We start from the raw sequence: 26,180 nt of genomic DNA, 5'->3' as shown, positions 1-26,180 counted from the left end.
ACGTCCAGGGTGGGCCCGGTCGGCACGGTCGGCGGTGCCCCCGACCCTCCGCCCCCGACCCCGCGCCCTGACCTACGGAGAGACGAGCGATGACCTACTTCCTGCCGGAAACCGACCCCGTACTGACCGCCGCGCGCGGCCTCGCCCTCGTCCACCCCGACAAGGTCGAGGTCAACGCCGCCCCGCTGTTCCTGCGGGCGCGCGCCCCGCACCCCGACCGGCGGGTCGGCCTGGTGTCCGGCGGCGGCTCGGGGCACGAGCCGCTGCACACCGGCCTGCTCGGGCGCGGCGGCCTGGACGCGGTGTGTCCCGGCGAGGTGTTCGCCTCCCCGCACAACCGGCAGATCTACGAGGCCAGCGTCGCCGCCGCCAAGAGCGAGGGCGTGCTCCTGGTCGTCAAGAACTACACCGGCGACGTGATCAACTTCCAGATCGCGGCCGAGCGCCTGCGGCACGACGGCATCCCGGTCGCGACCGTCCTGGTCGACGACGACCTGGCCACCGACGCCGCCGACAGCGCCACCGGCCGCCGGGGCACGGCCGCGACGGTGGTCGTGGAGAAGCTGCTCGGTGCCGCCGCCGACCGGGGCGCCACCCTGGCGGAGCTGCAGGCGCTCGGCACCCGAGTCGTGGCCCAGTCCCGCAGCATCGCCGTCGCCGCCCGCGCCCAGACCTCGCCCACGACGTCGGCCCCCGCCTTCACCCTCGACGCCGGTGTCCTCGACTACGGCGTCGGCATCCACGGCGAGCGCGGCACCCGCACCATCGCCCGGCCCGCCGTCGACGACCTCGTCCGGCGCATGACCGACGACCTGCTCGACGCGCTGCCGCCGGGCCCCGACGAGGTCCTCGTCCTCGTCAACGGCCTCGGCGCCACCACCGACCTCGAACTGCACGCCGTGAGCGTCCTGCTGAACGAGCAGCTCGCCGAGCGCGGCCTGCGCCCCGTGCTGACCGTCGCGGGGACCTACACCTCCGCCCTGGACATGTCCGGCTTCTCGCTCACCCTCACCCGCCTCGACGAGGGCTGGGCGGAGCTGTGGACGGCACCGGCCGAGACCCCGCTCGTCCTGCCCCGGCCGATGAGCGCCGAGGCCGCCGCCACGACGGGAGACCGTGCCCCCGAGCGCCCCGTGTCGGACGCCCCGGCCACCACGTCCGCGCCTGCCCTCGCGACCGGCAGCCGCGTCGTGCTCGACCGCTACGCGGACATCGTGGCCCAGGTCCGCGACAACCTCACCAAGCTCGACCAGCTCGTCGGCGACGGCGACTTCGGTGACAACCTCTCCGGCGGCGTCCGGCGCGCGGTGAAGCTCGCCGACGAGTCGGGCGCCGACGGCGTGGCCGCGCTCGCCGAGGCGTTCCTCAACGACGTCGGCGGCACCAGCGGCCCGCTCTTCGGCCTGCTCTTCCAGCACCTGGCCGCCGCCGAACCCGCCGCCGGGCAGGCGCCGTCCATCGCGGCCCTCGCGCAGGCCACGGCGGGCGCGCACGCCGCGATCCACCGGGTGGGCGGGGCGCAGGTGGGCGACTGCACGATCGTCGACGCGCTGGCGCCCGCCGCCGAGTCGCTGGCCGCCGCGGCCGAGGGGAAGCCCGCCGCCGGTGCCGAGGACGACTCCGAGAGCGCGCAGGCCCCGCTCACCACCGCCGCGCAGGCCGCGATCCGCGGTGCCCTGTCGACCGCGTCCCTGCGCCCCCGGCGCGGCCGCGCGAGCTACGTCGGCGATCACGCGCTCGGCGTACCGGACCCCGGCGCCCTCGCTGTCGCGCTGCTCTTCGTGGCGCTGGCCGACATCCACGAGCCCACCATGGCCACCCGGCTCCCGGCCCCCGGGTACGTGACCGTGCTCTGACCCGGCACCGCCGACCCGGCCCCATGGAAGGGGCCCGTCCGCCCGGTGACGGGCCGGACCAGAGGTAACACCCCGCTGCCCAGGTGAGCCGTGTCTCACCTGGGCAGCGCCACTTGTCTATGCAACGAGTTGCATAGAAGGATTCGGGCATGGCGCTCGAGCACGCGATTCTCGTCTCCCTCCTGGAGAAGCCGGGCTCCGGCTATGAGTTGGCCCGGCGGTTCGACCGGTCCATCGGCTACTTCTGGGCTGCGACCCACCAGCAGATCTACCGCGTCCTCAAGCGCATGGAGCACGACGGCTGGATCGACGCCCGCGAGGTGGCGCAGCCGGACCGGCCGGACAAGAAGGAGTACTCCGTCGCCGCGCCGGGACGGAGCGCGCTCTCCCGGTGGCTGCACGAGCCGATCGAGCCGGAGAGCGTCCGGCACGAGCTCGCCGTGAAGATCCGCGGCGCCGCCTTCGACGACCCGGCCGCCCTGATCGACGAGGTCGAGCGACACCGCAAGGCGCACACCGACCGGCTCGCGCACTACCTCGCGGGGGAGCGGCGCGACTTCACCGGACCCGAGGCCCCCGAGACGCCCGACGCCGGCCAGGAGCTCCAGCACGTCGTGCTGCGCGGCGGCATCGCGTACGAACGCATGACGCTCGCCTGGCTCGACGACGTGATCGCCACCCTCCGACGGCTCGGCCCCGAGCGCTGAACCGGGCCGGACGGGCCACCCGCCCGCCGTTCCCCGGCCCACCCCTGCCCGAAGTCCTCCCTCCCGCACCCTCCTCCCTTCCCCAACTCCCGAGCCGGAAAGGCGAATTGCCATGGCCGACCAGCTGCTGTTCAACCCGCGCACCTATGACCCGACCCACTTCGACCCCGAGACGCGCAGGCTGCTGCGCGCGACCGTCGACTGGTTCGAGGAGCGCGGCAAGCGCAAGCTGATCGAGGACTACCGCTCCCGCGCCTGGCTCGCGGACTTCCTCGCGTTCTCCGCGAAGGAAGGGCTGTTCGCGACCTTCCTCACCCCGGCGGCGGACGCCCGGGACGGGCACGGCGACAAGCGCTGGGACACCGCCCGGATCGCCGCCCTCAACGAGATCTTCGGCTTCTACGGCCTCGACTACTGGTACGCCTGGCAGGTCACCATCCTGGGCCTCGGCCCGGTCTGGCAGAGCGACAACGCCGCCGCCCGCACCCGCGCGGCCGAACTCCTCAGCCAGGGCGAGGTGTTCGCCTTCGGTCTCTCCGAGAAGACCCACGGTGCCGACATCTACTCCACCGACATGCTCCTGGAGCCCGACGGCGAGGGCGGCTTCCGGGCGAGCGGCTCCAAGTACTACATCGGCAACGGCAACGCCGCCGGTCTCGTCTCCGTCTTCGGCCGCCGCACCGACGTCGAGGGCCCCGACGGCTACGTCTTCTTCGCCGCCGACAGCCGCCACGGCGCGTACCACCTGGTCAAGAACGTCGTCGACTCCTCGAAGTACGTCAGCGAGTTCCGTCTCGACCACTACCCGGTCGCCGCCGCCGACGTCCTGCACACGGGTCGCGCCGCCTTCGACGCCGCCCTCAACACCGTGAACGTCGGCAAGTTCAACCTCTGCACCGCCTCGATCGGCATCTGCGAGCACGCGATGTACGAGGCCGTCACGCACGCCCACAACCGCATCCTCTACGGCCGTCCCGTCACCGCCTTCCCGCACGTGCGCCGGGAGTTGACCGACGCGTACGTCCGCCTCGTCGGCATGAAGCTGTTCAGCGACCGGGCCGTGGACTACTTCCGCTCCGCCGGTCCCGACGACCGCCGCTACCTCCTCTTCAACCCCATGACGAAGATGAAGGTGACCACGGAGGGCGAGAAGGTCATCGACCTGATGTGGGACGTCATCGCGGCCAAGGGCTTCGAGAAGGACACGTACTTCGCCCAGGCCGCCACCGAGATCCGCGGCCTGCCGAAGCTGGAGGGCACGGTCCACGTCAACCTGGCCCTGATCCTGAAGTTCATGGGCAACCACCTGCTGAACCCGGCCGAGTACGCGCCCGTGCCCACCCGCCTGGACGCGACCGACGACGACTTCCTCTTCCGCCAGGGACCGGCACGCGGACTCGGTGCCATCCGCTTCCACGACTGGCGCACCGCCTACGACACGTACGCCGAGGTGCCGAACGTCGCCCGGCTGCGCGAACAGGCCGACGCCCTCTGTGAGTTCGTCACCACCGCGGCCCCCGACGAGAAGCAGAGCCGCGACCTCGACCTGCTGCTCGCCATCGGCCAGCTCTTCGCCCTCGTCGTGCACGGCCAGCTCGTCCTGGAGCAGGCCCGCCTGACCGGCCTGGAGCAGGACGTGCTCGACGAGCTGTTCGCCGTCCTCGTACGGGACTTCTCCGCGTACGCCGTCGAGCTGCACGGCAAGGACTCCGCCACGGAGGCGCAGCAGAGCTGGGCGCTCGGCGCGGTCCGCCGCCCGGTCGTCGACGAGGCGCGCTCGGCGCGCGTGTGGGAGCGGGTCGAGGCGCTGGCCGGGGCGTACGAGATGGCGCCGTAGCCGCGCCGTGGCCCCGCGCCGCAGAGGCGCCGTGGCGGTCCGTCGGGCGGGCCCGACGGCGAGGTGCCTGACCGCACGTGATCGCGGCCAGGCACCGTGGCGCTATGGCTGTGCTACTTGACTGCTGGCCACTGAGCTACCGAGGGCTGGCTATCGTGCGTCCACCAGCATGCGGCCGTCGGTGGGGATGCGGGCGGCGGCGCCATTGCGGTAGGCGGACTCGACGCGGGCCTGCTCGGCCGCGTCGGGCACCGCGTTCTTGCAGCTGGTCCCGGCGCTGGAGCCCGACATGAGCTGCGAGCAGGGGCCGGGCTTGGTGTCCGGCAGGCCGAGGTTGTGGCCGAGCTCGTGGGCGGCGATGCGGGTCTTGTCGTGCCCGTCCGTGACCGCCTGTTGGCCGAGTTGGACCTGGGCCCGGCCGCCGGGGCGGACCGGGCCGAGGGTGGCCTGCGGCCAGCCGCTGGTGGCCACGATCTGGATCTCGGCCCGGGTGCCGGGCGCGGCCTCGACGAGCTTGACGTTGTCGACGTTCGAGTTCCACGAGGCGACTCCGGCCGCGATGGCCGCCTCCCAGCCGCCGGCCCGACTGTCGTCGTAGCGGAGCGTCACGACGGCCGAGGCCTTCTTCGCCGCGGCCGGTTCCGGCGCGGACAAGGCGTTCGCGGCGGGCGCCAGAGTCATGGCGACCGCTGCGGCGGTGCCGGCTATCCCTAGCCGTATGTAGTGCACCATTGCTGTCCCTTCACTTGTGGGGGGTCTCGGCTCCGTGTGGCGCCGAGAGTGCGGGGAGAGGGGTGCGGCGCGGTCTCAGGGCTTGCGCGCCACCGCCCCGTACATGGCGATGTCCCGGTCGCGGACGTCCCGCTGCCCGCTGCCCGGCCGCCACTTGTGGACCTGCGTGACTCCGGGCTCGACCAGTTCGAGCCCGTCGAAGAAGGACGTGGTGGTCGGCAGGTCGCGGAGCACCATGGGCATGTTCTGCTGGGCGTACTCCTCGGCCACCCGCCCGACCTCCTCGGGCGCGAAGTCGGCGGTGCCTATGGTCATCGCCAGGTAGCTGCCCGAGGGGAGCGGGTCGAGGAGGCGCCGCACCAACTGGCCGTCGTCCGGCGGCAGGATGAAGTGCAGCATGCCGATGATCATCAGGCCCACCGGCTGGTTCAGGTCGAGGAGTTCGCCCAGTTCCGGGCTGTCGAGGATGGCGTCGGGGTCGTGCATGTCGGCGTCCACGTACGCGGTCGCGCCCTCGGGGGAGCTCTGCAGCAGCGCGCGGGCGTGGGTGAGGACGATGGGGTCGTTGTCCACGTAGACGACGTGCGACTCCGGGGCCACCCCCTGCACCACCTCGTGCAGGTTGGGGGCGGTCGGCAGTCCGGTCCCGATGTCCAGGAACTGCCGGATGCCCTTCTCCTGCGCCAGGAAGTGCCCGGCGCGGTGCATGAACCGCCGGTTCTCCAGCATGTGCACGGGCAGCGACGGCCAGTGCTGGCACATGGCGTCGCCCGCCTCGATGTCCACGAGGTAGTGGTCCTTGCCGCCCAGAATGTAGTCGTACACCCGAGCGGAGTGCGCGGTTGAGGTGTCCACTCGATCCAGGGGGCTGGACATGTGTTGCTCCGTTCCTTGCTGCCGTCAGTCGTGCCAGACGGTACAGCGCTGAACCTCTGCGCGAACAGCGGCCCCACGGCCAACAAAGGCTCGGCCCACCAGGGTTGTACGGGAGGTGGTCAACGGCGCCTGACAGTACGGCAGTTGTGCGGTGGACGCGGCAGTCGCACGATTCGCGGGCGCCGGTCCTCGCTAGGCGGGCGGGTTGATGCGGATCAGTGTCTGCTGCCCGTTGGCCACGAGCTTCTTCGTGCCGTCCCGCACGCCGAACACCTCCAGCTGGCAGACGGTCAGGGTGCGTCCGGACTTCAGGACGGTTCCGACCGCCTCCAGGTGGTCGCCCTCGGCGGGTGCCAGCAGGTTGATCTTGTACTCGACCGTGAGGACGTCGGTACCCTCGGGGAACAGCGTGTAGGCGGCGTAGCCGCCCGCGCTGTCCGCGATGGCGCTGGTCGCTCCGGCGTGGAAGTAGCCGTGCTGCTGGGTGACTTCGGGTCGGGCGGGCAGCACGATATGCACGCGGCCCGGGGCGATGTGGGAGATCCGCGCGCCGAGGTGGCTCATCAGTCCCTGCCGGCCGAAGCTCTCCTGGATGCGCTTGTGCACCTCGGGGCTCGCCTGCTCCTGCTGGGTCTGGTCTTCCACGTGCTCTCCTCGCTGGGCGCGTCACGGTCTGCGAACGGGCGGAACTTGGGTACGAAGCGGACGCTGAGCCGTGTCCGGATCGCGCGCTTGTCGACAAGTCGCCCTCTCGCCACGCTTGCCGTTCCCACTCGGCAGGGGGGCACATGACGATCTTCAACAAGCGGCCCGACCATACCGACCACCTCAACCGCCAGAGGTAATCGCCCGCCCAAGCGGGGCCGCCATCCGCGACCGATCTGCCGGGGCATCACGAGGGGGCGCGCATGCGCGCCGACGCAGCCGACGGCGACCACCTCGACCTGCTCCGCAACGCCGCCGCCGTGTGCTCCCGGGCCGCGTCACCCCACCCCGGTGCCGTACCGCTCTAGCCCTTCTTCGACCGCAACTGCCGTATCGACAGCGGCGAGTTCTACATGGTGTGCCCCTCCGCGACCAACTCCTTGAGCTGGTCCAGATGGTGCTCAAGGGCCGACGCGTCCACCCCGGCCGCCCGGGAGGTCTCGGCCATATTGGCCACGCCCGCGACCTGCACGTCGAGGCCCTGGACGAGCTGGGCCGGGGTGCTGTCGGCGCGGACGGCGCCGCGCTCGACAAGGTCGTCACCCTTGGCGGCCGTACGGTTCCAGACGACGACCTCGCGCCCGGAGTCGAGCAACGCCGAGGCGAGCGCATGCCCCATGTCGCCGAGCCCGATCACGCTGACACGCGCCTTGCCACTCACTGCGTACTCCTGTCCTGTCGCCCTGAACTGCGCTGCGTTCCACCCTTGTTGACGGCGGAACGGTGGACAAGTACGCACTGAACAGTCGGCTACCCACCGAAAGGTAAGGGGTGCGGATTCCGGTGCGCCGCTCAGCCGTCGGAGGCGTTCGCCGTGTTGAGCCACGCGCCGATCGTGGGCAGGGCCTCGGGTCCGCTGTCCTGCTCCACCGAGCCGACGAGGTCGGCGATGGAGACGCCCCGCAGGGACGCTCGCCAGGCGTCATCGGCGGCGGCCATCGTGCGCGCGACGGGGCACGCCTTCGTGCAGTCCTCGGGCGGTGTGCCGAACGGGCCGCGCTGCCGGATCTCGGTGCACACGAACGCCGGGCTCGCCCCGTCGACCGCCTGCACCACGTCCAGGACCGTGATCTCGGCGGCGGCCCTGGTCAGCACGTATCCGCCGGTCTTGCCCTGGATGGACTTGACGAGACCCGCGCGGGACAGGGCCTGCATCTGCTTGGCCAGATAGCTGGGCGAGACGTCGTGCAACTGCGCCAATCGGGCGGCCGGGACCGGCTCGCTCGCCGCGGTCAGCACCACACAGCAGTGCAGTGCCCACTCCACGCCGCCGGACAGTTTCATGTGCGCGCCCCATTCGACTTGCTCGCCCCGTTTGACTCGGACACAGGGTATCCGAGTATTATCTCGGACATCGGATATCCGAGTTAGCTACGTCGTGCGACGCGGCCGTGGCGCTCGGTTCACGAAAGGGCACGATCATGAAGATCACGGTCATCGGTGGCACCGGCCTCATCGGTTCCCAGCTCGTCTCCAGGCTCCGCGAGGCCGGGCACGAGGTGGTCGCCTCGTCCCTGTCGACCGGGCTCGACCTGCTCACCGGCGCCGGACTCGACGAGGCGCTGGACGGCGCGGACACGGTCGTGAACGTGTCGAACTCGCCCACCTTCGACGAGGCCTCCCCGGCGTTCTTCCGCACCACCACGGAGAACCTGCTGGCCGCGGGGGAGCGCGCGGGCGTGAACCACCAGGTGATCCTCTCCATCGTCGGCGTCGACCAGGTGCCACAGCTCGACTACTACCGCGCGAAGACGCTCCAGGAGGAGCTGCTGCGCGGCGGGCCCACGCCCTACTCGATCGTGCGCGCCACCCAGTTCTTCGAGTTCATGGACGCGGTCATGTCCTGGACGTCCGACGACGAGACCGTCCGGCTGCCCGCAACCCCCGTCCAGCCCATCGCCACGGCCGACGTGGTCGCCGCCCTCGCCGATGTCGCCACCGCCCCGCCCCTCAACGGCACGCTCGACGTCGCGGGCCCCGACGCCTTCTCCCTGGACGACCTCGGGCGCCTCACGCTGGCGCACCACAAGGACGAGCGCACCGTCGTCACGGACGACAAGGCGGGCATGTTCGCCGCCGTCGAAGGCGACGTGCTGGTCCCGCGCTCCGGCGCGCGCGTCGCCGCCACGCGCTACGAGGACTGGCTCAACGCGCAGCGGTAGTCGACGCGATCCGCGGTAGCGCCCGAGGCGGTGGCAGTCACCGGCTCGGGCGCTCCGTCATGTGCGGGCGCCATGGCCTCCGCCGCCGCCCTGGTCGGCTTCGGGCCGCGGGCTCCCGGCAGGGCTTTCAGCCCTCGGTCCTGGACGGTTCGGAGTCGCCCTGGCGGATCTCGTCCAGCGACTCCTGGAGCAGGCCCTTGGCGCGGCTGAACCAGTCCGCCAGTACCGCGATCTCGTCCGGGCCGTAGTCGGCGAACAGCGCGCCCAGGCGCTCGTAGACGGGGCCGTACACCTCAAGGATGCGGCTCTGCGCCGACTCCTCCATGGTCACGTGGACCCGTCGGCGGTCCTGCGGGTCGGGCTGGCGGCGTACGTATCCGGCCTTCTCCAGGCGGTTGAGGACACCCGTCACCGCTCCGGTGGTCAGCCGGGCCCGCTCGGCGAGGTCGCCCGCCACCAGGGACTCGCCGGCGGCGGCGGCCTCGATGAGGAAGCCGAGGCAGGTGAGGTCCGTGACGTTGAGGCCCAGACGGCGGGCGATGTCCTGCTGCCCGAACTGGGCCGTCGCGATCATCCGGTCCATCGCGTACAGCGCCTGGTCAGCCGTCGCCGCCGGACGCGTCTTGCCCTGCACCACAGATCCCCTTAGCATCTAAGTAAATTATCTCGCGAGATAAGGCATATTCGTGCGGGTGAGCCCCGGCCACCCGTCACAGCATCCCATTTCCCGAGGAGACGGCCATGAGCATGCACGGAGACCACGACATGGGCCACACGGTCGCGGGCTGGACGGGCACCTGCACGGCCGTCCTCGGGAGCGCGGTGCTGGGCGTGGGGCTCGCCGTGGACTCGGCTGGGGTGCTGGTGGCGGGCGGCGCCGTCGTCGTCCTCGCCGCACTCGCCACCTGGGTCCTCCACCTCGCCGGGTGGGGCAAGCCCACGGGGCCGCGGCCGGTCGCGCAGCAGCCCTGGCGGGTCCGCGACACGGCTGCGCGCCGAGGCCACCCCCACTGCCTCGGCTGCCGCCTGGCGGGACGGAGCGGCGCCGTGGCGCCGGTCGTGGTCCCGGCCGCCGTCGTACCCGCTGCCGCGACCGAGCGCGCTCCGGCGGCGCAGCGGTCGTAACCGCCAGAACCTCGCCCGACCCGGCTCACCCGGGAGAGAATCCTCCGATGCCCGTCATCACCTGCGTGAGCTGCCGCCACCCCCTGACCGGGGAACTCCGTCACGTCCCCTTCCCGCCCACCCCCGAGAAGTTCACCGGTGACCGCCTGGGCCTGCCCCTGCTGGACCAGGGCACCTTCGCGATCAGCCCCGCGACGCGGTCGATCGTCCTCCACCCCGACGACGCCCCCGGCACCCTCCCGCACACCGCACCCGGGCGGAACAACGGCTGCTGCGGTCCCGACGGCCTCGACGGCCCGAACCTCCTGTGTGGCGGCTGCGGCGCGGAAGTCGCCAGCCAGCAGACGGACTGCTGGCTGGAACACCTCATCGCCGTGGCCCCGGAAGCCGCGGAGATCAGCACAACCAGCCCGTAGAGGGCGCGTTCGGCCGGCGTTGAGCCCGTGAGTCACACGCCCCTTCAGCCGGGTCAGTACCCGATGGCCTCGCGGAGCAGCAGCACGGTGCCGCGCCCCGGGCGGGGGTCCGCATTGAGGATGAGCAGGCGGTTGACGGCGCTGGGCATCCCGTACACCGCCTGCGCGCGGACGTTCTCCAGCGGCAGGGCGTGTTCCTCGACGCGGCGCAGCGCCGTGCCCAGGTCGGGTACGACCTTCTGCGCGCCGACGATCCAGACCGCGTGGGCCGCGCCGCCCGCGTTGGCCGGGAGTTGGCTGCCGCTGCCCGAGGCGAGGACGAGCGAGCCGGTCTCGGTGACCGCGGCGACGCTGTTCACGACGACATCGGGGACGGCGACCAGCCTGCGGATCTCGTCGGCGCCGGTGGCACGGTCGATGGCCTGGATGCGCGGCCGGACGGCGTCGTACCGGCCGCTGTCGTTGATGTCCTCGTCGATGCCGGACAGCCGGAGGGTCTCGCTGGCTCCGGTCAGCACGCTCACGCCCTCGGGGACCAGGTCCTTGACGCGGGCGCGCGCGGCCTCGGCGTCGTCGAGGATCTCGGCGGCGAAGCCGCCTGCGCGCAGTGCGGCGGCGACCCGCTCCAGTTGTTCGGCCGACGCGGGGTCGGTGAAGGACGTGGGCGGGGCCGGGGCGGCCGTGGCCGTGGTCGTGGCCGTGGCCGGGGTTGCGGTGCCCGCTGCCGCCTCGGCCCCGGAGCCGTGCGCCGCGTGGGGCGCCGCGCCCGCCAGCGGGGAAGTGTCGAGGTACTTGACCTCGTACACCCGCTCGGCGAACTTCCAGCCCTCGTCGGTGCGTTGGTAACGGTCGTGGTAGACGGCGTAGTTGAGCCCCTGACGTCCGTCGAGGGCGCGCCCGATCTCCTGGATGTAGGCGCGGCCGGTCGCGGTGTCGCCGTGGAGCAGGATCGCGCCGGGGTGCGTGTTCTGTACGAAGAAGTCCCACTGGCTCTGCAGCCGCTCGCCCCCGGCGCGGATCTCCTCGCGGCCGACCTGTTCGACGGGGATGTTGGGCATGCGCAGGACACCGTCCGGGGTGAAAAGCGACGCCAGGCGGGGGCGGTCGCGCATCATCGCCGCGTCGGTGAACTCGCCGCGCAGCGCCTCGATCTCGACGCGGTCCGCGATGGCCTGGAAGTCGTTCATGAAAGTCCCCACTCCGTCTCGTTGCCGTCCTCACCGCTACGACAACGCAGCCCTCCGGAATGTGAGGTGGCGCGTCGGCCTCACATTCCGGCGTGCTGTCTTGTCGTAACGGGTAGCGGCACCGCAGCCAGCGAGCGAGGGAGACGGCCGGACCATGACCACGAGAGCCGAGCCCGACGAGGAACAGAGCGCACAGAGCGCACCGGGCGCACAGAGCGCACACTGCGATCGGAGGGCCCCGGGCCTCGGCGCGATCATGGGCGAGCGGCACCGGTTGATCAACCTCGCCTATCGACTCCTCGGGTCCCTGACCGACGCCGAGGACGTCGTGCAGGAGGCCTACGCCCGCTGGTACGCCATGTCCGCACGGGAGCAGCGGGCCATCGACTCACCCGGCGCCTGGCTGATGACGGTCACCGGCCGCATCTGCCTGAACCTGCTCGGCTCGGCGCGGGTCAGGCGCGAGACGTACGTGGGCGACTGGATCCCGGAACCGCTGCCCGAGCCCACGGAGTGGATCTCAGGGCGCTCCGCCGTCGGCGGGACCGACCCGGCCGACCGGGTCACCCTCGACGAGTCGGTGACGATGGCCTTCCTGGTCGTCCTCGACGCGATGACCCCGGCCGAGCGCGTCGCGTTCGTCCTGCACGACGTCTTCCGCTACCCCTTCGGCGAGGTCGCCGAGGTCGTCGGCCGCACCCCGGCGGCGTGCCGCCAACTCGCCTCGTCCGCCCGCCGCCGCGTCCGCACCGCCCGGACCCCGACGGCCCGGAGCACCGGACAGGCCGACATCGTCAGGCAGTTCAAGACGGCGTGGGAGGCCAAGGACATCGACGCCCTGGTCGGCCTGCTCGACCCCGACGCCACCGCAGCCGCCGACGGCGGCGGCCTCGCCGTGACCCACCTGCTCCCGCTGGTCGGCGGCGAGCAGATCGCACGCGGCTACGCCGAGATCGCGCGCGTGTCGGGCGACCGCACGACGTTCCTGGAGCGCATGGTCAACGGCCTGCCCGGTTTGGTGGCGCAGCAGGACGGCACCATCGCGACCGTGTTCGCGTTCGAGATCGACGGCGACCGGATCAGGCGCATCTGGGCGGTACGAAACCCCGAGAAGCTCCGTCCCTGGCGGATCGGCCAATGACCGATGGGGAACGGGAGCCGAGGGAACGGCCCCCTCCTGTCCGCAGCCGCGGCCCGTACTTCTCACAGGGCGAAACGCTCCCCGCGTTGTTCTGCGGGACGTGGTGAGCCCTCATCGTGTTTCAGGGGGATACCCGCGCTGCTCTGCCAGCGGCAGAACAGCGGCCGGACCGGGCTCGACGATCACTACAGTCCAGGCTCATGACGACGATTACGACGCGTACCGTCGAGTACCCGGCGGACGGTCTGACGATGATCGGGCACCTCGCGCTCCCGGCCGGTGTCGACCGCCGGCCGGCGGTGCTGCTCGGACCAGAGGGCACGGGGCTCAGCGGCGTCGAGCGCCGCCGGGCCGATGCTCTCGCCGAGCTGGGATACATAGCGCTGGCCTTCGACCTCCACGGCGGGCGCTATTTGGGCGACCCCGAGGAGATGCTGGCCCGTTGCATGCCACTGCTCTCTGATCCCGACCGGATGCGGGACATCGGCCACGCGGCGCTCGACGTGTTGCGCACCGAACCGCGGACCGATTCCGACCGGATCGCCGCCGTCGGCTACGGCACCGGGGGCGCCGTCGGGCTGGAACTCGGGCGCGACGGCGTCAACCTGCGCGCGATCGGGACAGTCAACGCAACTACCACGGGCCGACCGGGCGAGGCAGCGCGCATTCGGTGCCCGGTGTGGGCGGGGGTCGGGTCGGAAGACCCGATCATGCCGCCCGCGCAACGCGAGGCGTTCACCGCCGAGATGCAGGCCGCGGGCGTCGACTGGCGCCTCACGGTCTACGGCGGCGCCTTGCACGCCTTCCACCATCCGCCGGTCGACCACCCCACGGTCCCCGGCGTCGGCTACCACCCGCAGCACGCGCAGCGAGCCTGGCGCGATGTCGTCGACCTGCTCGCCGAGTGCCTGCCCGTGACGGCGGACCTGGGGGCATGACCCAGGCAGACATGCTGGCACCAGGCTTGGCCGGCGTCAGGCCTGGGACGCCTCAAGCAGCGCGCACGGGTTCGGCAGATCGGGTCGACGCCCTCGCGCGGCTTCTCCACGATCTGCTCGTACCGGTCGACGCTGACGTTGCCGACCGTCCCTGAACCCGGCACCACACCCACCCCCTGTCAGGCCGGAGCACGGCCCCGTGACCGTGGAAGAAGAAAACGCGATCAACCGAGGTTCAAGGACGGGTTCTCAAGGCTGCGACAGCCGGTCCCAGCAGGGCCGAGGCCGACTGCCATGATCGGCCCATGGCACACGACACCCAGGGCGCTCGCGACAAGGGATACCTCCTCAACAACCGCCAGGCCGAAGCAGGGGAGCGGTTCGCCGCGCTCTCCGCGCTCTTCGACCCGTCCACCTTCCGGCACTTCGAGACCGTCGGCGTCGGCCGGGGGTGGCGTTGCTGGGAGATCGGTGCCGGTGGGCCCGGTGTGCCGGGATGGCTGGCCGAGCGGGTCGGGGGGAGTGGGCATGTGGTGGCGACCGACATCGACACCTCCTGGATGCGGGATGCGGTGGGCTTTGAGGTGCTGCGTCACGACGTGGCCTCCGGGCAGCCTCCGGCCGGTGGGCCCTTCGACCTGATTCACGCCCGGCTCGTGCTGATCCACGTCGCCGATCGCGACAAGGCCCTGCGGTCGATGGTCGAGGCGCTGCGGCCCGGCGGGTGGCTGGTGCTTGAGGACGGCGATCCGGCATTGCAGCCGCTGATCTGCCCCGACGAGTACGGGCCCGAGCAGGCGCTGGCCAACAGGCTGCGCAGCGGCTTCCGCGAGCTGCTGGGGGAGCGGGGCGCCGACCTGGAGTACGGGCGGAAGCTGCCGCGGCTGCTGCGCGAGGCCGGGCTGGTCGATGTGGAGGCCGACGCCTACTTCCCGATCACCTCACCCGTGTGCACCGTGCTTGAGGAGGCCACCGTCCGCCAGATCCGCGACAAGCTGGTCGCGGCGGGGCTGGCCACCGATGAGGAGATCGACCGGCACTTGGCGAACGTCGCCGGGGGCCTCGATCTGGCTCTCCCGCCGATGATCTCCGCTTGGGGCCGCCGTCCGGCCACGGCCTGAGGTGCCCCGTCCCGCGTCGGGACGCGAAACCGCCACGGCGGCTCTCCGCGATGCGATGGATCTCCCTGGCGGCGCCTCCGCCGCATGGGGGAGACGGATCATGCTCAGGCCCGATCCCGGCACGTCGCGGACCCAGAACAGTGGTGCCCATGGCAATCAGCGCGTCGAGTACGGCGACGATCTGGCTCCTGTCGTTCCCGGCGTTCGTGTGCCAACTGGTCTTGTTCGCCCTGGTGGAGAGCGTCTGGCGCTGGTTCACGGGCCTGGGCTTGATCCCGTGGCTGCGCAGGCGTACGGGGCGGTCGTTGTCGAGTACGGCCTTCGACGAATTCACGGCGGTCGTGAACGGGAACAAGACGGTGGAGGTGGAGCAGCGGCGGGTGGAACTGCTGCTGCGGGACGACGAGGGCGACGGTGCGCCGCCTCGTTCCACCGTCGATCTGGCCCAGGGCACCGCGTTCATCGTGATGCCGCAGGAAGCGGACAGCTCGGGTGCGCGGAGGCGTGCTGCCCTTGAGGGTCGGCGGGCTGCCCTTGAGGGTCGGCGGTGAGACGCCAACTCTCAGGAGGGCGCCCCGTAGCGGGTGGCGAGCGCGGCGGCGCGGTCGCGCAGCGACGTGCGCAGCCACTGCGGGGCAAGGGCTTCCGCGTCCGCGGCGAGCTGCCACAGCGCCCATGCGGCGTGGCGCGCGTCCTGGAACGCCACCTCAAGCCGCAGCCAGCCGTCGGCGTCGACGTCTTCGGTGCGGACGGCGAGGGCGGTGCCCATCAGCTCCTCCCGTCGCGCCGGGTCCACCCGTACCAGTACCGCGACTTGGTCGCCGCCGGTCCGGAACCGCGTGCTGCGCTCCTGCCAGGCCTGGTCCAGGTCGACCCGGTCTGCTCGCTGTGCGGGTTCGGGGAGTTCCTCGGCGGCGAGGACCCGGGAGAGCCGGTACGTGCGGTCCGCGCCGGACCGCGTGGCCAGCAAATAGCCCTGGTCGCGGACGGTGACCAGGCCGATCGGGTCCACCGTTCGCCACTGCGGCGCCTGCCCCGCGGCCGCGTACCGGATGCGCAGCTTGTGTCCGGCGAACACCGCGCGCCGGACCTCGGCCACCACGGCGTCAGGCACCTCCTCGGCGGCCACGCGGCGCGAGAGGAGGTCGGTCTCCGGGTCGATGAGCATGCGCTCGGCCACACCGGCCGCGGTGTCCCGCTGGCTCTCGGGCAGCGCGTCGACCACCTTGAGCATGGCGGAGGCGAGTGCCGAGCCGAGGCCGAACGCCTGCGCGCCGCGCCGTGATCCGGCGACGAGGAGGGCGAGCGCCTCGTCGTGGTTCAGCCCGGTGAGCTCTGTCTGGAAGCCGGGCATCAACGCGAAACCGCCGTGCCGCCCGCGTTCGGCGTAGACCGGGACACCGGCCGCGGACAGCGCCTCGATGTCGCGCAGCACGGTACGGGTGGACACCTCGAGTTCGCGGGCCAGCGTGGCCGCGGACAGCTGACCGCGCTGCCGCAGCAGCAGCACCAGGGAGACCAGCCGGTCGGCGCGCATGCGAAAAGCCTACGCGAATACGTGACAGGCGATGTCGTGATTCGTTGGGAGGCTCTTCATACGACGTCAGAGCGGGGCGGCTGCCGAGCCGATGGACGTACGCACTCCCCAGGAGACGCACGCACTCCCCATGAATCGAATGGAGCTGAAGTGGCCATGCAGCGAACGACGGTGAACCCGTGGACCTGGTCGGCGGAGTTGGGCTACAACCAGGGCGAGGTCGTCTCCGGGCAGACCCGGACCCTGTACCTCTCGGGGCAGACCGCGATGAGCGGCGACGGCAAGCCCCAGCACGACGGCGACATGGCGGCGCAGTTGGCGCTGAGCCTCGACAACCTGGAGGCCGTGCTCGGCGAGGCCGGCATGTCCCTCGCGCACCTCGTCCGGCTCAACGTCTACACCACCGACGTCGACCTGCTCTTCCAGCACTACGGCGTGCTGGCGGCTCGGTTGGGCGCCGCCGGGGTGGCGCCGACCACCACGATGCTCGGGGTGACCCGGCTGGCGATCCCCACGTTGATGGTCGAGCTGGAGGGGACCGCCGTCGCCTGACACGGCCTCGCCACCGGAGACGCGGCCCCGCAGCCGGGCGGGAAACGCCGGGCGCCTCCCGTACCCGCCGGATCTCTTCCTCGTGATCGGTCACATTTCCTCGTCGCGCTTCGTCAGCGAAGTGAAAGCAACACGGATGACTGATCTTCACACTGAAGGAGACGACGATGGGAACACGTTCGATCACGGCTGAGATCCCGCTCGCGCCGCGGATGCCGGAGGACCCCGCGGAGCTGGTCCCGGAGCTGGCGGACGTATCGGCGGCGCTGTTCAGGGTCGTCGGCAACGGTTCGGTGCCGCGTGCCACGATCAGCCTGGTCCAGCTGCGGGCCGGGCAGATCGTCGGCAGCACCTATCTGACCGTTCTGCACACGGGATTCCTGCGCAAGGCCGGGGAGTCGGAGGAGCGGATCACGTCGGTCGCCTCTTGGCAGGACTCGCCGTACTTCACCAGCGCCGAGCGGGCCGCGCTGGCCCTAGTGGAGGCCGTGCTCCAGCCCGCCACGGACGGCGAGCGGGTCTCCGACGAGCTGTACGCCCAGGCCGCCGAGCAGTACGAGCCCAAGGCGCTCGCCACCCTGATGTTCGCGATCGGCCAGGTCAACTTCTTCATCGCCACGGCACTCATCGCCAAGCCGGTGCCCGGCAGGTCGTTCACCGACCCCTGGAAGTAGGACGTCTGGGAGTCGGAGCTCTGGGAGTCGGAGCTCTGGGAGTGGGAGCTCTGGGAGTCGGACATTTCGTAGGGCCTGTCGAAGCGCGACCTGCCGGACAGAGGCGGCCGTTCGGATCCCCGGCGTGGGACCGAACGGCCGGCCTCCCGGCCCCCGGCCCCGCGCGCCGGGCGCGAGCGCCCGTCCCCGGTACGCCGGGCGGCCCCGACACGGACGGGTTGCGTCGTTCGCGCCGTGCCGTGGGGACAACCGCCGTCCCGGCAGCATGAGTCCTCCTGGTGAGAGGGAGGTTCCCATGACGACGCGTACGGTACGGACCACACTGGCCGCCCTGGTCGCGGCGGCCGCGTTGGTCGCCGCCGCCGGGCTGAGGTCCCCGTCGACCGCCGCGGAGGCACCCACCGCACCGGCCGGAGGGCACGAGGCGACCCGGGCCGCCATGGACGCCGCGGTCAAGGCGGGGGTCCCCGGCGTCCTGGTGCGGGCGCACGACGCGCACGGGACCTGGAGCGGTGCCGCCGGGGTCGCCGACCTCAGCACGGGGCGTCCGCCCCTGCCGGTCGACCGGTTCCGGGCGGGCAGCATCTCCAAGGTGTTCATCGCCACGGTCCTGCTCCAACTGGAGGCGGAGGGCAAGTTGAGCCTGTCGGACACCGTGGAGAAGTGGCTGCCGCGCGTGGTCCGCGGCCACGGCCACGACGGCCGCAAGGTCAGCCTCCGCCAGCTCCTCAACCACACCAGCGGCATCTACGACTACACCGAAGACCCCGACCTGCACCTCCAGGGCACGGTCTACCTGGCCCACCGCTACGACACCTGGAAGCCCGAACAGCTCGTGGCGCTCGCCATGAACCACAAGCCGAACTTCGCGCCCGGGACCAGCTGGAACTACACCACCACCGAATACGTGCTCGCCGCGATGGTCATCGAGCGGGCGACGGGCCGCCCCTACGCCGCCGAGGCCAAGCGCCGGATCCTCAAGCCGCTCGGGCTGCACGCGACCAGCCTGCCCGGCACCCACCCGAGGATTCCCTCGCCGAGCGGCCGGATGTACACCACGTTCCCCGACGACCCGCAGCACACGGTCCACGACATCACCGAGTTCAACCCCTCCTGGGGCTGGTCCGCCGGGGAGATCATCTCCAGTACCGGCGACCTCGACCGGTTCCTCACCGCCCTGATGCGCGGAAAGCTGCTCCCCGAAGCCCAGCTCAAGGAGATGACGACCACGGTCCCCTCGCCCGACTTCGGCGACGGCCAGGACGACGGCCTGGGGATCTTCCGTGCCAAGCTGCCCTGCGGCAAGGTGGTCTGGGGGCACACCGGCTTCCTGCCCGGTGCGCAGTCCATGGCGTACTCCACCCGCGACGGAACACACCGCCTGGTGGTCAACTTCAACACCGACTGGGCGGGCGACACCGACGCGGCCGCGTACGTACTCCTCGCGGAGTTCTGCGGCGTGACCCCGCCCACCACGACCCCGCCCACCACAACCCCTGCCGCTACGACAGCGACCGGCGCCACGACCACCGGGTGACCGCCTGACGCACCGCCCCCGGACGTCAGTTGACGCAGGTCTGGCACCATGACGACATGGAACATGGGCGCCAGAACGTCAGCTCGGGATCACCGCTGGAGCCGCAGATCGGCTTCTCACGCGCGGTGCGGTCAGGACCGTACGTCGTCGTCGCGGGCACGGCGCCCCTCGGGGACGACGGCGCCACCGTCGGACCTGGCGACGTCTACGCCCAGACGGTGCGGTGCCTGGACATCGCCGAGCGGGCACTACGGGACGCGGGGGCGTCACTTGAGGACGTCGTACGGACGCGCCTCCTGCTGACCGACGTGACGCAGTGGAAGGAGGCCGCTCGGGCGCACGGCGAGCGCTTCGCCGCTGTCCGTCCCGCCTGCACGGTCATGGAGGTCTCCCGCTTCATCGATCCGGCGTGGCTCGTCGAGGTGGAGGTCGACGCGGTGCTCGGTCCGGCAGCGGGCTGAGCGTTCTTCCAGCTGCTACGCGTCCACATCGTCCAGTCCTCATCGTCCAACCCTCTGCGCACCCGCGTCGTCCCGGCTTCCGCACGCCGTCACCGTCACACCGCGTTGATCAGGTCGTGCGTGAGGCCGTGCAGGCGCAGGGCGGCGTCCTGGTCGAACGCCTGGCCCTTCAAGGGAAGTCGGCGGGTGGCGCGGTGGGCGGTGAAGCGTTCGGCCGGTGGCTCGTCCAGGAGGCGGACCATCGGCGTGACGGCCTTCGGCACGGAGGTGGCGAGCACGGTGAAGGCCGCCTTGGTGCAAGCGCGGAGCGGTTGTGGCAGGTGTGCGGGCATGCCGGTCGACACCACGCCCGGGTGGTAGCCGACGTAGCGGATGGGGGTGTCGGCGTGCAGCGCGGCGAAGGCCACACCGAGCAGGTCGTTGGCGCGGAAGGACTGCAGCGTCGACTTGAAGCCGCTGTAGCGGCGCGTCAGTTGGAGATCGTCCCAGTGGATCCGGCCCAACGGGACACCGGGGGTCCCCACGTTCATGATGACCGGCTGCTGCGTGGCCTCCAGGGCCTTGCGCAGTCCGTGACTGAGGACGTACCGACTCAGGTACGCGAGAGCGAAGCTGTGCTCGAACCCCTCACGGGTCACAGCGCGGGCGCCGAAAAGGCGGTACCGCTGGGCACACAGGACAAGTTTGTCCACTGAGGCACAGGTGCTCTCGATCCGGGCGACCAGGTCTCTGGCCGCCGAGACCGACGTCAGGTCGGCCTTCAGGAAGACCGCGCGGTCAGCGGCCGCGATGGTCGCCGCTTGGGCCAGCAGGGCTTCGCCCTTGGCGGGTGTGCTGCCCACGGCGAGAACGCGTGCTCCCTGGCGCAGGTAGTGCAGCGCGAGCCCTCTGCCGAGCCCGTCGGTCCCTCCGGTGATGACCACTGTCTGCATCGCTGGCTCCCCTTGTCCTCCGCGCACGGGGGGCGGACGCACGGCGTAGCGCCCCGCCCGAATCGCTATCCGGATACTCAATATCCGGTTCCGTGGGGACCGTAGCATGAAGCGGATATGCTGTATCCAGTTGTGCTGGTTCACGTCACCGGAAGGGCGGTCCATGGGCAGGCGGACACAGGCCGAAGAACCCGCAGCGGCAGCGGTGCGTCCGCTCCGGCGCGATGCCGAGCTCAATCGCCACCGCATCCTCCGCGCCGGGCGTGAGGTCTTCGCCGCCCGTGGCCTGCAAGCCACGCTCAACGACGTCGCACATCACGCCGGGCTCGGAGTCGGCACCGTCTACCGCAAGTTCCCGGACAAGCAGGCGCTCGCGGAGGCCGTCTTCACCGAAGAACTCGACGAGATCGCGGCGCTGGCACGCGAAGCCCAGTCCGAGGACGACGGCTTCGCGGCGCTTGCCGCCTTCCTGGAGAGCGCACTGGGGCGGGCCGCGCACAATCGCGGGCTGCGCGAGTTGATGCGCCACGGCGCCGTCGAGGGCACCGGCCTCACCCGGGCCCGGCGGGAGATCACCTCGCACTGCGAGGCACTCGTCGCACGGGCGCGCAGCCAGGGCACGCTGCGCGACGGGGTTGACGAGGCCGACATCGCACCGATCGCGGCCATGATCGATGCCGTGCTGGCCCTGCCCGGCGAGCACCCCTCCGAGCTGTGGCGACGCTATCTGGTGATCATCCTCGACGGACTCCGCGCCCAGCCGGGCCAGACACCGCTGCCCGATCCCGACAGCGCCAACTGACCTCGGCGTTCAGGAGACCGCTGGCGGAACGACGACCAAGGGTCCTCATTGGCGGCGGGTGGCACGGCGATCGCGCTAGCGCGCCCTTGGCGCTCTCACCAGCACTCGGCGGCTGCCCCTTGAGCGCGTTGTCGATGTGATGCTGCGCGACGGCCAGATGAGAGGCGGCCCGCCTGCGCGGATGAAGGTCGTCGTGCCCGAGTGCCTGCTCCGCCGCTGCGAGTGATGCGACAGCGTTGGCCGCGTACACGCTCACCACGTCACATCGGCGTGCGTCGGCCGAAGCCCACAGGCGCACGGCCTCAAGGACCGCCTTCAGTTCGGTGATCCCGGCCCGCGGCCCCTCCTTCGAGTCCCACCCGCCCCACCCAAGCAGAATCGATCTGACCTGCAGAAACGTCGCGGCGTGGCGTCTTTCGCCCGGGGCGTTGCCTCACCGTTGCCTCACGCGGCGTCTCTACGATGTCCGCCGTGGCCCACATCAAGATCCACACGAGCAAGTCTGACATCACCTCGTACCGGGTCGTTTGGTGCGCCGGAGGCACCCGCGACGGTAAGTGGCAGGGCGAGATGTTCGACGACGAGGTGATGGCGAATCGTTTCCGTGACCTGGTGAACGGTCACGGGCAGCAATGGCCGCCGGTACGCTAGCCGGACAGAACCCGATGCTCAACAGCGCGACTTGCCGGAGCAACCTTCCATGCGGTCTCAGCTCTAAGAGGGCGTTAAGTCCGTTTCTTGCAGCAGCCTCGTCCGGGTTGGGTGAGGAAGCCTTTGGCGGGTGAGGCGTCCGAGGCGGCTTCGGGTGACGTTCAGGGGCGGATCGTCAGCGGGAGTGCCGAGGAGCTCAGAGGCGCTTCTTGAACATGGCCATCAGAGCTGGACTCCGATTCCCCATTATCGATTCCAGCAATAGAAATTCGCCGCTCCAGAGGAGAATGCGGATGTTGTCGTTCGTGTAACGGCCCCGGAAAATGGCCTGAATGAAATTAGCACTTTCGCCGCTATCGTAAGTCTGAACGCGCTTGATTTGATCGTATCGAATCGCGAAGACGTCACCCTTGCCTCGCAGTGCGCCCATGAATGCCTGGGTTGCTTTGACGTATCGCTGCTCAGGCAGAAGTAAGATGCGCTTTTTCTGTATTACGATACCGCAGCCGTAACGACTATTCTCAAACCGGGTTGCGTATGCTGCCACCTTAATTTTCTCTGGATCATCAAGGGTGCGAGCAAGCCTTCCGCCGTGCTCATGGAGTTCGGTAAAGCTGGCGTACTTACCGTCACACGCCTCATATAGACGTTCGGCAAACTTGCCTGCCCCTGCGACCATACGGCCCACGCCTCCATAAGATCATGTGCGGGTCGGGACGGGTGTACCGGTTGGCAGTCGATGCAGATCCAGTCCGAACACGCCCCCAGGATAGGTAGAGCAAGCTGGGGCAAGAATCTCGAGTCGAAGTTGTTGCTGAGATTTTGCCAACCTGGCTGACAGCAGCCCAAGTTGATGTGATGGCCGGATGTCTTTGAGGCGGGAGTGATCCGCAAGATGGCGCGAGGAGTGACGAGTGCGTAGCCCACGGACCCTTGCGCCACGGGGAATGGGCGTCAGTCGCGATTGGCCGAATCACCGGTACCCGAACTGCCTGTGACGAATGAGGCTCCCGTCCCATCGGTTCGAGGTGCGCGTTCCCGCTGGGAGACGCTCTTCCGAATAGTGCGATCGCACGTGCGCAGTGCCTCGGCGAGTTGGCCGCGCAGCTCGTCGGGGAGAGCCCCGGCGTCGAGTGCGCAGTCACGCAGGAGATCGCGGCAGTCCTGTGTTTCTCGATCGGTGGCGAGGGCGGTGAACGAGGGGTGGGTCAGGGCGTCTCGGGCGGCGTAGCCGTCGGTTGCTGTGTGCGCCCGGCGGTGCAATTCCGCGGCCACCAGTCGGGCGGCCGGGTCCTGGGGTGACGGGATCACGTCAAGCACAGCGAGTCCGAGCCGCGTGTTGAAGACGGTCAGGTCCTCCTCGTCGGGGCGGTCGAGATAAGTGGTCACGAGGTTTTGTAAGGAGCGTCGCCATGCCCGTCCCGCTGCCTGGCGGTACAGGACGGTCAGGCAGCCTGTGACGGCGTTCTCCCAGGGCTCCCCGGGGTGTGTGGTGGTTAAGAGGCGGCTGGCATCGAGGGTGTTTCCTGTCATGAGGGCGTTGAGGACGGCGACCTGACGGCCGTCGAACATGCGCTGTCCGACGCCGCGGTGTGCCTGGAGATGAGCGAGCGCGTCCGTCCAGCGGCCGGCAGCGGTCAAGGAGCGTGTTCCGTCGGCGAGGAGGACCCGCCACAGCCAGGCGCGGACCTCGTGGCGGTCCATCGGGCTCACCGTGAGGCGGGCTGGTATGGCGATGTCCTCGACCCGGGCTGCGGCCCCGGTTGTGACGGCTTCGAACAGGGACAGGAGGTGTTGGCGCGCTTCGTCGTGCTGCCCGGCGCGGAGCTGGAGGCGCGCCAGGTTGACGACAGGTTCGAGGGCGCGAATCGCTGCCGTACTGGGCAAGGGGGCGGCGTGCAGGTAGGCGGCCGCGTGCTGGTGGCACATTTCGCGGGCGAGGTCTGGAACGCCTACGTCGGATGCGATCAGCGCGGCTTGGTTGTAGACGGTGGAGGCCATGCTCGGGTCACCCCGCTCCGTGGCCGTGTCCGCGAGGGCGACTAGGGACTGAACGCGCTGGACCAGCGGGAGACAGGCGGGGCGGGGTCGCGCGATGAGCGGGAACCGCCGTGCTATCCGGCCGATGTCCATGTCACTTCCATTCGATGACGATGCGGTTCAGCGCGTTGTCGAAGGCGAAGCGACCGGGCTTCGGCGTGAGCGAGACCGCGTTGAGCGGGTGGATCTCGAATGCGACGTCGTGGTCCCGGAAGGCACGGTCCCAGGTGCGGATCTGATCGGCGACGTTTCCGGCGAGTGCCTCACCGTCGACGCCGTGGCCGATGACGCCGAACTCGTACAAGGTGGCACCGTCGGGGGCCTTCTCGGCGGCCGGGCGCCGGGTGAGGTAGGTGAGCGTGGCGCCTTCGAAGGCCGCGGTGGAAGACGGATAAGGCGCGATGAGCAGACCGCGGTCGATGGCCTCGGGCCGTGCGGGCATCCGGCTCAGGCCATTGGGCATGGTGCAGGTCAGCCACAGCTCCAGATACTCCGCCGACTCCGGCCCTCGGAAGTTCACGCCCGTCCACACCTCGACGCGAGGCTGGCGCAAGACGTCGCTCAGCGCGTCCGCGTCCACCGTCTGGTCTCCGTTGGTGACGAGGGTGACGGTGTTGCCGGGGGCCAGAGGTACGAGGAGGCGCGGGTCGTCGGCGATGCCCCTGCGCAACGGCATGAACGTGTTCATCTCGCTGCCGACGCTGCGCCAGACGCCCTCCTGGCACTCGAAGGCGATCGAGCGGGAGACGCTGCCGCGCAGGCGCAGCGGGGTGAGGAGCCGTCCGCCGGGGGCGAGCTGGTCGAGCCAGGCGTGGGGCACGCCGTGGGCGCCGACCGTGGCGACGATGCGGTCATACGGTGCGTTGGGGGCGTGGCCCACGGCTCCGTCGCCGAGGATCACTTCCACGTTGTGGATGTCGGCTGCGGCGAGTCCGGCGCGGGCCCCGTCCACGATGTCGTCGTCCACATCGATCGTGGTGACGTGCCCCTTCTCTCCGACGAGGTGGCCGAGGAGACCCGCGTTGAAGCCGGTGCCGGCCCCCAGCTCCAGGACCTTCTGGTCAGGCTCGACCTCCAGCTGTTCCAGCATCATGGCGACGACGTCGGGCTGGGATGCGCAGCTGATGGAGGCGCCGCTTTCGTCGAGCTTGGTGTTCACGGGAGCGTTCCCGTACGCCTTCTCCAGCGGAGCGTTCGGGACGAAGAGGTGACGGGGCACTGTCCGCATGGCCGCTTCCACGCGGGGCGTGCGCACGCATCCCTCCTTGACCAGATCGTCGATCAGCTGGGTGCGCAGGCGGTCGGCCGAACTGGCGTTGAGGATGTCGCTGTTCACCTCGCCGACCGTAGTGCTCTGCGGTCCCTCGGTTGGGGTGGACGCGGCGTTGTCGCTCGTTCCCATGACTACCTCTTTCGCGAGTGTTGACAAGGTGTGCTGGTCTCCCGCGGGGAGGCCCAGACGGTTCCAGTGGAAGATGCCGTGGTGGGCGATCACGGCCCGCATTCCCCGGTCCAGCAGGCCCTGGCGGCTGAGGTCTGCGAGCTGTTGACCGAACCGCTCGAACGTGGCGATCCAGTCGCCTACGGATGCGAGTCGGCTCTGAGTGACGCCGCTGCTGGTGAGGCTGACGTCGACCGTCATCAGCCGGTGGACAGCCACCATGTGCTGCTGCGGATGCCGGACTCCGTCACCGGGGCGTTCGGCCGCGATCCTCGCCCAGACGTCGCCCTGCTCGTACCAGTCGAGCCCAGCGGCGCGCATCATCACGCTGAGCAGAAGGATCCCCAGCTCACGGCGCCCCAGCCCCGGACTGCCCAGCGCCTGCTCGCGGGCCAGCTGGTGAAGCAGGTGCCCGCTGTCGTGATGGAACAGGACGTGAGCGATCTCCATGGCGGACGGTCCGCCGAATGCGGCTTCTTCCGGCTCGTAGATGCCTCGCGTCCAGGAAGCGAGGACACCGGCGGCGACGAGCTCGTCCAGGGCCATATCCAGCCGCTTCGCCGCCTCTGGGCCCGCAGGGCGGAAACGCACTCGCCACGAGGGGGACTTACGCAGGAACGACCACTGGCTCAGCTCCGCCCCGTGAGTGGCCAGCAGCGGGAGCAGGTGCTCCACGGCTGTGATCTCCGAGCGGTCCCAGTCGGTGAACTGGATGACGCGTTGCGGCCATTCGGCTGCGGCCATGTTGCC

28 protein-coding genes are annotated in these 26,180 nt (G+C 70.5%); 16 read left to right on the top strand and 12 right to left on the bottom strand.

The features are described from left to right. Nucleotides 1–89 precede the first annotated feature (89 nt). The 3 genes from IE274_RS28165 (at nt 90) to IE274_RS28155 (ending at nt 4,400) form a co-directional block, all read left to right on the top strand. Complete coding sequence (locus IE274_RS28165) at nt 90–1,856, top strand: dihydroxyacetone kinase family protein (RefSeq protein WP_190118718.1); 1,767 nt, start codon at nt 90–92, stop codon at nt 1,854–1,856. Nucleotides 1,857–2,005: 149 nt separating this feature from the next. Next, nucleotides 2,006–2,563 (top strand): PadR family transcriptional regulator, encoded by a 558-nt coding sequence (locus IE274_RS28160; protein WP_190118717.1) that lies wholly within the window; start codon nt 2,006–2,008, stop codon nt 2,561–2,563. A gap of 112 nt (nt 2,564–2,675) precedes the next feature. After that, on the top strand, nt 2,676–4,400 hold the full coding sequence (locus IE274_RS28155) for an acyl-CoA dehydrogenase family protein (RefSeq protein WP_190118716.1): 1,725 nt from the start codon (nt 2,676–2,678) through the stop codon (nt 4,398–4,400). Nucleotides 4,401–4,550: 150 nt separating this feature from the next. Here the strand turns inward: IE274_RS28155 and IE274_RS28150 are convergent, their stop codons facing one another. From IE274_RS28150 to IE274_RS28130, 5 genes are all read right to left on the bottom strand, one after another. Continuing rightward, nucleotides 4,551–5,132 carry a snapalysin family zinc-dependent metalloprotease gene (locus IE274_RS28150; protein WP_190118715.1) on the bottom strand — a complete coding sequence of 194 codons (582 nt, stop codon included), beginning with the start codon at nt 5,130–5,132 and terminating at the stop codon, nt 4,551–4,553. Nucleotides 5,133–5,207: 75 nt separating this feature from the next. Further along, nucleotides 5,208–6,008 (bottom strand): SAM-dependent methyltransferase, encoded by an 801-nt coding sequence (locus tag IE274_RS28145; protein ID WP_190118714.1) that lies wholly within the window; start codon nt 6,006–6,008, stop codon nt 5,208–5,210. Nucleotides 6,009–6,200: 192 nt separating this feature from the next. Continuing rightward, nucleotides 6,201–6,653, bottom strand: coding sequence for a PaaI family thioesterase (locus IE274_RS28140; protein ID WP_190118713.1), 453 nt, complete (start codon nt 6,651–6,653; stop codon nt 6,201–6,203). 409 nt (nt 6,654–7,062) lie between these two features. Further along, nucleotides 7,063–7,374, bottom strand: coding sequence for an NAD(P)-binding domain-containing protein (locus IE274_RS40120; protein WP_268255592.1), 312 nt, complete (start codon nt 7,372–7,374; stop codon nt 7,063–7,065). 131 nt (nt 7,375–7,505) lie between these two features. Then, nucleotides 7,506–7,997: an RrF2 family transcriptional regulator gene (locus tag IE274_RS28130; protein ID WP_190118712.1), complete on the bottom strand. Its 492-nt coding sequence runs from the start codon at nt 7,995–7,997 to the stop codon at nt 7,506–7,508. A 137-nt stretch (nt 7,998–8,134) separates the two neighbouring features. Here IE274_RS28130 and IE274_RS28125 point away from each other — a divergent pair, with 137 nt between their 5' ends. Next, nucleotides 8,135–8,875, top strand: a complete 741-nt coding sequence (locus tag IE274_RS28125; protein WP_190118711.1) for an SDR family oxidoreductase — start codon at nt 8,135–8,137, stop codon at nt 8,873–8,875. Nucleotides 8,876–9,002: 127 nt separating this feature from the next. Here the strand turns inward: IE274_RS28125 and IE274_RS28120 are convergent, their stop codons facing one another. Beyond that, nucleotides 9,003–9,509 carry a MarR family transcriptional regulator gene (locus IE274_RS28120; protein ID WP_190118899.1) on the bottom strand — a complete coding sequence of 169 codons (507 nt, stop codon included), beginning with the start codon at nt 9,507–9,509 and terminating at the stop codon, nt 9,003–9,005. A gap of 107 nt (nt 9,510–9,616) precedes the next feature. Here IE274_RS28120 and IE274_RS28115 point away from each other — a divergent pair, with 107 nt between their 5' ends. Together IE274_RS28115 and IE274_RS28110 are read left to right on the top strand one after the other, a co-directional pair. Next, nucleotides 9,617–10,000, top strand: coding sequence for an HGxxPAAW family protein (locus tag IE274_RS28115; RefSeq protein ID WP_190118710.1), 384 nt, complete (start codon nt 9,617–9,619; stop codon nt 9,998–10,000). Nucleotides 10,001–10,047: 47 nt separating this feature from the next. Next, the gene (locus IE274_RS28110) at nt 10,048–10,416 is read left to right on the top strand and encodes a hypothetical protein (protein WP_190118709.1); all 369 of its coding nucleotides are present in this window, start codon (nt 10,048–10,050) and stop codon (nt 10,414–10,416) included. 53 nt (nt 10,417–10,469) lie between these two features. Here the strand turns inward: IE274_RS28110 and IE274_RS28105 are convergent, their stop codons facing one another. Further along, nucleotides 10,470–11,603: an LUD domain-containing protein gene (locus IE274_RS28105; protein WP_190118708.1), complete on the bottom strand. Its 1,134-nt coding sequence runs from the start codon at nt 11,601–11,603 to the stop codon at nt 10,470–10,472. A gap of 154 nt (nt 11,604–11,757) precedes the next feature. Here IE274_RS28105 and sigJ point away from each other — a divergent pair, with 154 nt between their 5' ends. The 4 genes from sigJ to IE274_RS28085 all read left to right on the top strand — a co-directional run bounded on the left by sigJ (nt 11,758) and on the right by IE274_RS28085 (nt 15,354). Further along, nucleotides 11,758–12,744: an RNA polymerase sigma factor SigJ gene (gene sigJ / locus IE274_RS28100; RefSeq protein ID WP_190118707.1), complete on the top strand. Its 987-nt coding sequence runs from the start codon at nt 11,758–11,760 to the stop codon at nt 12,742–12,744. 200 nt (nt 12,745–12,944) lie between these two features. Further along, a complete protein-coding gene (locus IE274_RS28095; RefSeq protein ID WP_190118706.1) occupies nt 12,945–13,682 on the top strand; it encodes a dienelactone hydrolase family protein in 738 nt (245 codons plus the stop codon). Nucleotides 13,683–13,987: 305 nt separating this feature from the next. Next, nucleotides 13,988–14,803, top strand: a complete 816-nt coding sequence (locus IE274_RS28090; RefSeq protein ID WP_190118705.1) for a methyltransferase domain-containing protein — start codon at nt 13,988–13,990, stop codon at nt 14,801–14,803. A gap of 149 nt (nt 14,804–14,952) precedes the next feature. Then, the gene (locus IE274_RS28085) at nt 14,953–15,354 is read left to right on the top strand and encodes a DUF6191 domain-containing protein (RefSeq protein ID WP_190118704.1); all 402 of its coding nucleotides are present in this window, start codon (nt 14,953–14,955) and stop codon (nt 15,352–15,354) included. Between the two features lie 11 nt (nt 15,355–15,365). Here the strand turns inward: IE274_RS28085 and IE274_RS28080 are convergent, their stop codons facing one another. After that, a complete protein-coding gene (locus IE274_RS28080; RefSeq protein WP_190118703.1) occupies nt 15,366–16,340 on the bottom strand; it encodes a helix-turn-helix transcriptional regulator in 975 nt (324 codons plus the stop codon). A gap of 156 nt (nt 16,341–16,496) precedes the next feature. Between IE274_RS28080 and IE274_RS28075 the strand changes: the two genes are divergently transcribed. From IE274_RS28075 to IE274_RS28060, 4 genes are all read left to right on the top strand, one after another. Then, entirely contained in the window at nt 16,497–16,892 is a 396-nt protein-coding gene (locus IE274_RS28075) for a RidA family protein (protein ID WP_190118702.1), read from the top strand. 167 nt (nt 16,893–17,059) lie between these two features. Further along, a complete protein-coding gene (locus IE274_RS28070; RefSeq protein ID WP_190118701.1) occupies nt 17,060–17,566 on the top strand; it encodes a carboxymuconolactone decarboxylase family protein in 507 nt (168 codons plus the stop codon). 295 nt (nt 17,567–17,861) lie between these two features. Then, nucleotides 17,862–19,103, top strand: a complete 1,242-nt coding sequence (locus IE274_RS28065) for a serine hydrolase domain-containing protein (RefSeq protein WP_190118700.1) — start codon at nt 17,862–17,864, stop codon at nt 19,101–19,103. Between the two features lie 56 nt (nt 19,104–19,159). Further along, the gene (locus IE274_RS28060) at nt 19,160–19,564 is read left to right on the top strand and encodes a RidA family protein (protein WP_190118699.1); all 405 of its coding nucleotides are present in this window, start codon (nt 19,160–19,162) and stop codon (nt 19,562–19,564) included. A 95-nt stretch (nt 19,565–19,659) separates the two neighbouring features. Here IE274_RS28060 and IE274_RS28055 read toward each other — a convergent pair whose 3' ends face one another. Next, nucleotides 19,660–20,496 (bottom strand): SDR family NAD(P)-dependent oxidoreductase, encoded by an 837-nt coding sequence (locus IE274_RS28055; protein WP_190118698.1) that lies wholly within the window; start codon nt 20,494–20,496, stop codon nt 19,660–19,662. A gap of 163 nt (nt 20,497–20,659) precedes the next feature. Between IE274_RS28055 and IE274_RS28050 the strand changes: the two genes are divergently transcribed. Beyond that, nucleotides 20,660–21,298, top strand: coding sequence for a TetR/AcrR family transcriptional regulator (locus tag IE274_RS28050; protein ID WP_190118697.1), 639 nt, complete (start codon nt 20,660–20,662; stop codon nt 21,296–21,298). A 471-nt stretch (nt 21,299–21,769) separates the two neighbouring features. Next, a complete protein-coding gene (locus tag IE274_RS28045) occupies nt 21,770–21,949 on the top strand; it encodes a hypothetical protein (RefSeq protein WP_190118696.1) in 180 nt (59 codons plus the stop codon). A 196-nt stretch (nt 21,950–22,145) separates the two neighbouring features. On the opposite strand, the gene IE274_RS28040 is transcribed toward IE274_RS28045, so the two are convergent. The 3 genes from IE274_RS28040 to fxlM all read right to left on the bottom strand — a co-directional run bounded on the left by IE274_RS28040 (nt 22,146) and on the right by fxlM (nt 26,174). Then, complete coding sequence (locus IE274_RS28040; RefSeq protein WP_190118695.1) at nt 22,146–22,628, bottom strand: hypothetical protein; 483 nt, start codon at nt 22,626–22,628, stop codon at nt 22,146–22,148. 275 nt (nt 22,629–22,903) lie between these two features. Beyond that, nucleotides 22,904–24,082, bottom strand: coding sequence for a hypothetical protein (locus tag IE274_RS28035; RefSeq protein ID WP_229909855.1), 1,179 nt, complete (start codon nt 24,080–24,082; stop codon nt 22,904–22,906). A gap of 1 nt (nt 24,083) precedes the next feature. Further along, nucleotides 24,084–26,174: a methyltransferase, FxLD system gene (fxlM, locus tag IE274_RS28030; protein WP_190118694.1), complete on the bottom strand. Its 2,091-nt coding sequence runs from the start codon at nt 26,172–26,174 to the stop codon at nt 24,084–24,086. Between the last annotated feature and the right edge of the window lie 6 nt (nt 26,175–26,180).

Source organism: Streptomyces flavofungini, from assembly GCF_014650815.1.
Lineage (GTDB): Bacteria > Actinomycetota > Actinomycetes > Streptomycetales > Streptomycetaceae > Streptomyces > Streptomyces flavofungini.
Note: the sequence above shows the minus strand (reverse complement) of the source record. Positions and strands in the feature narration are given on the sequence as shown.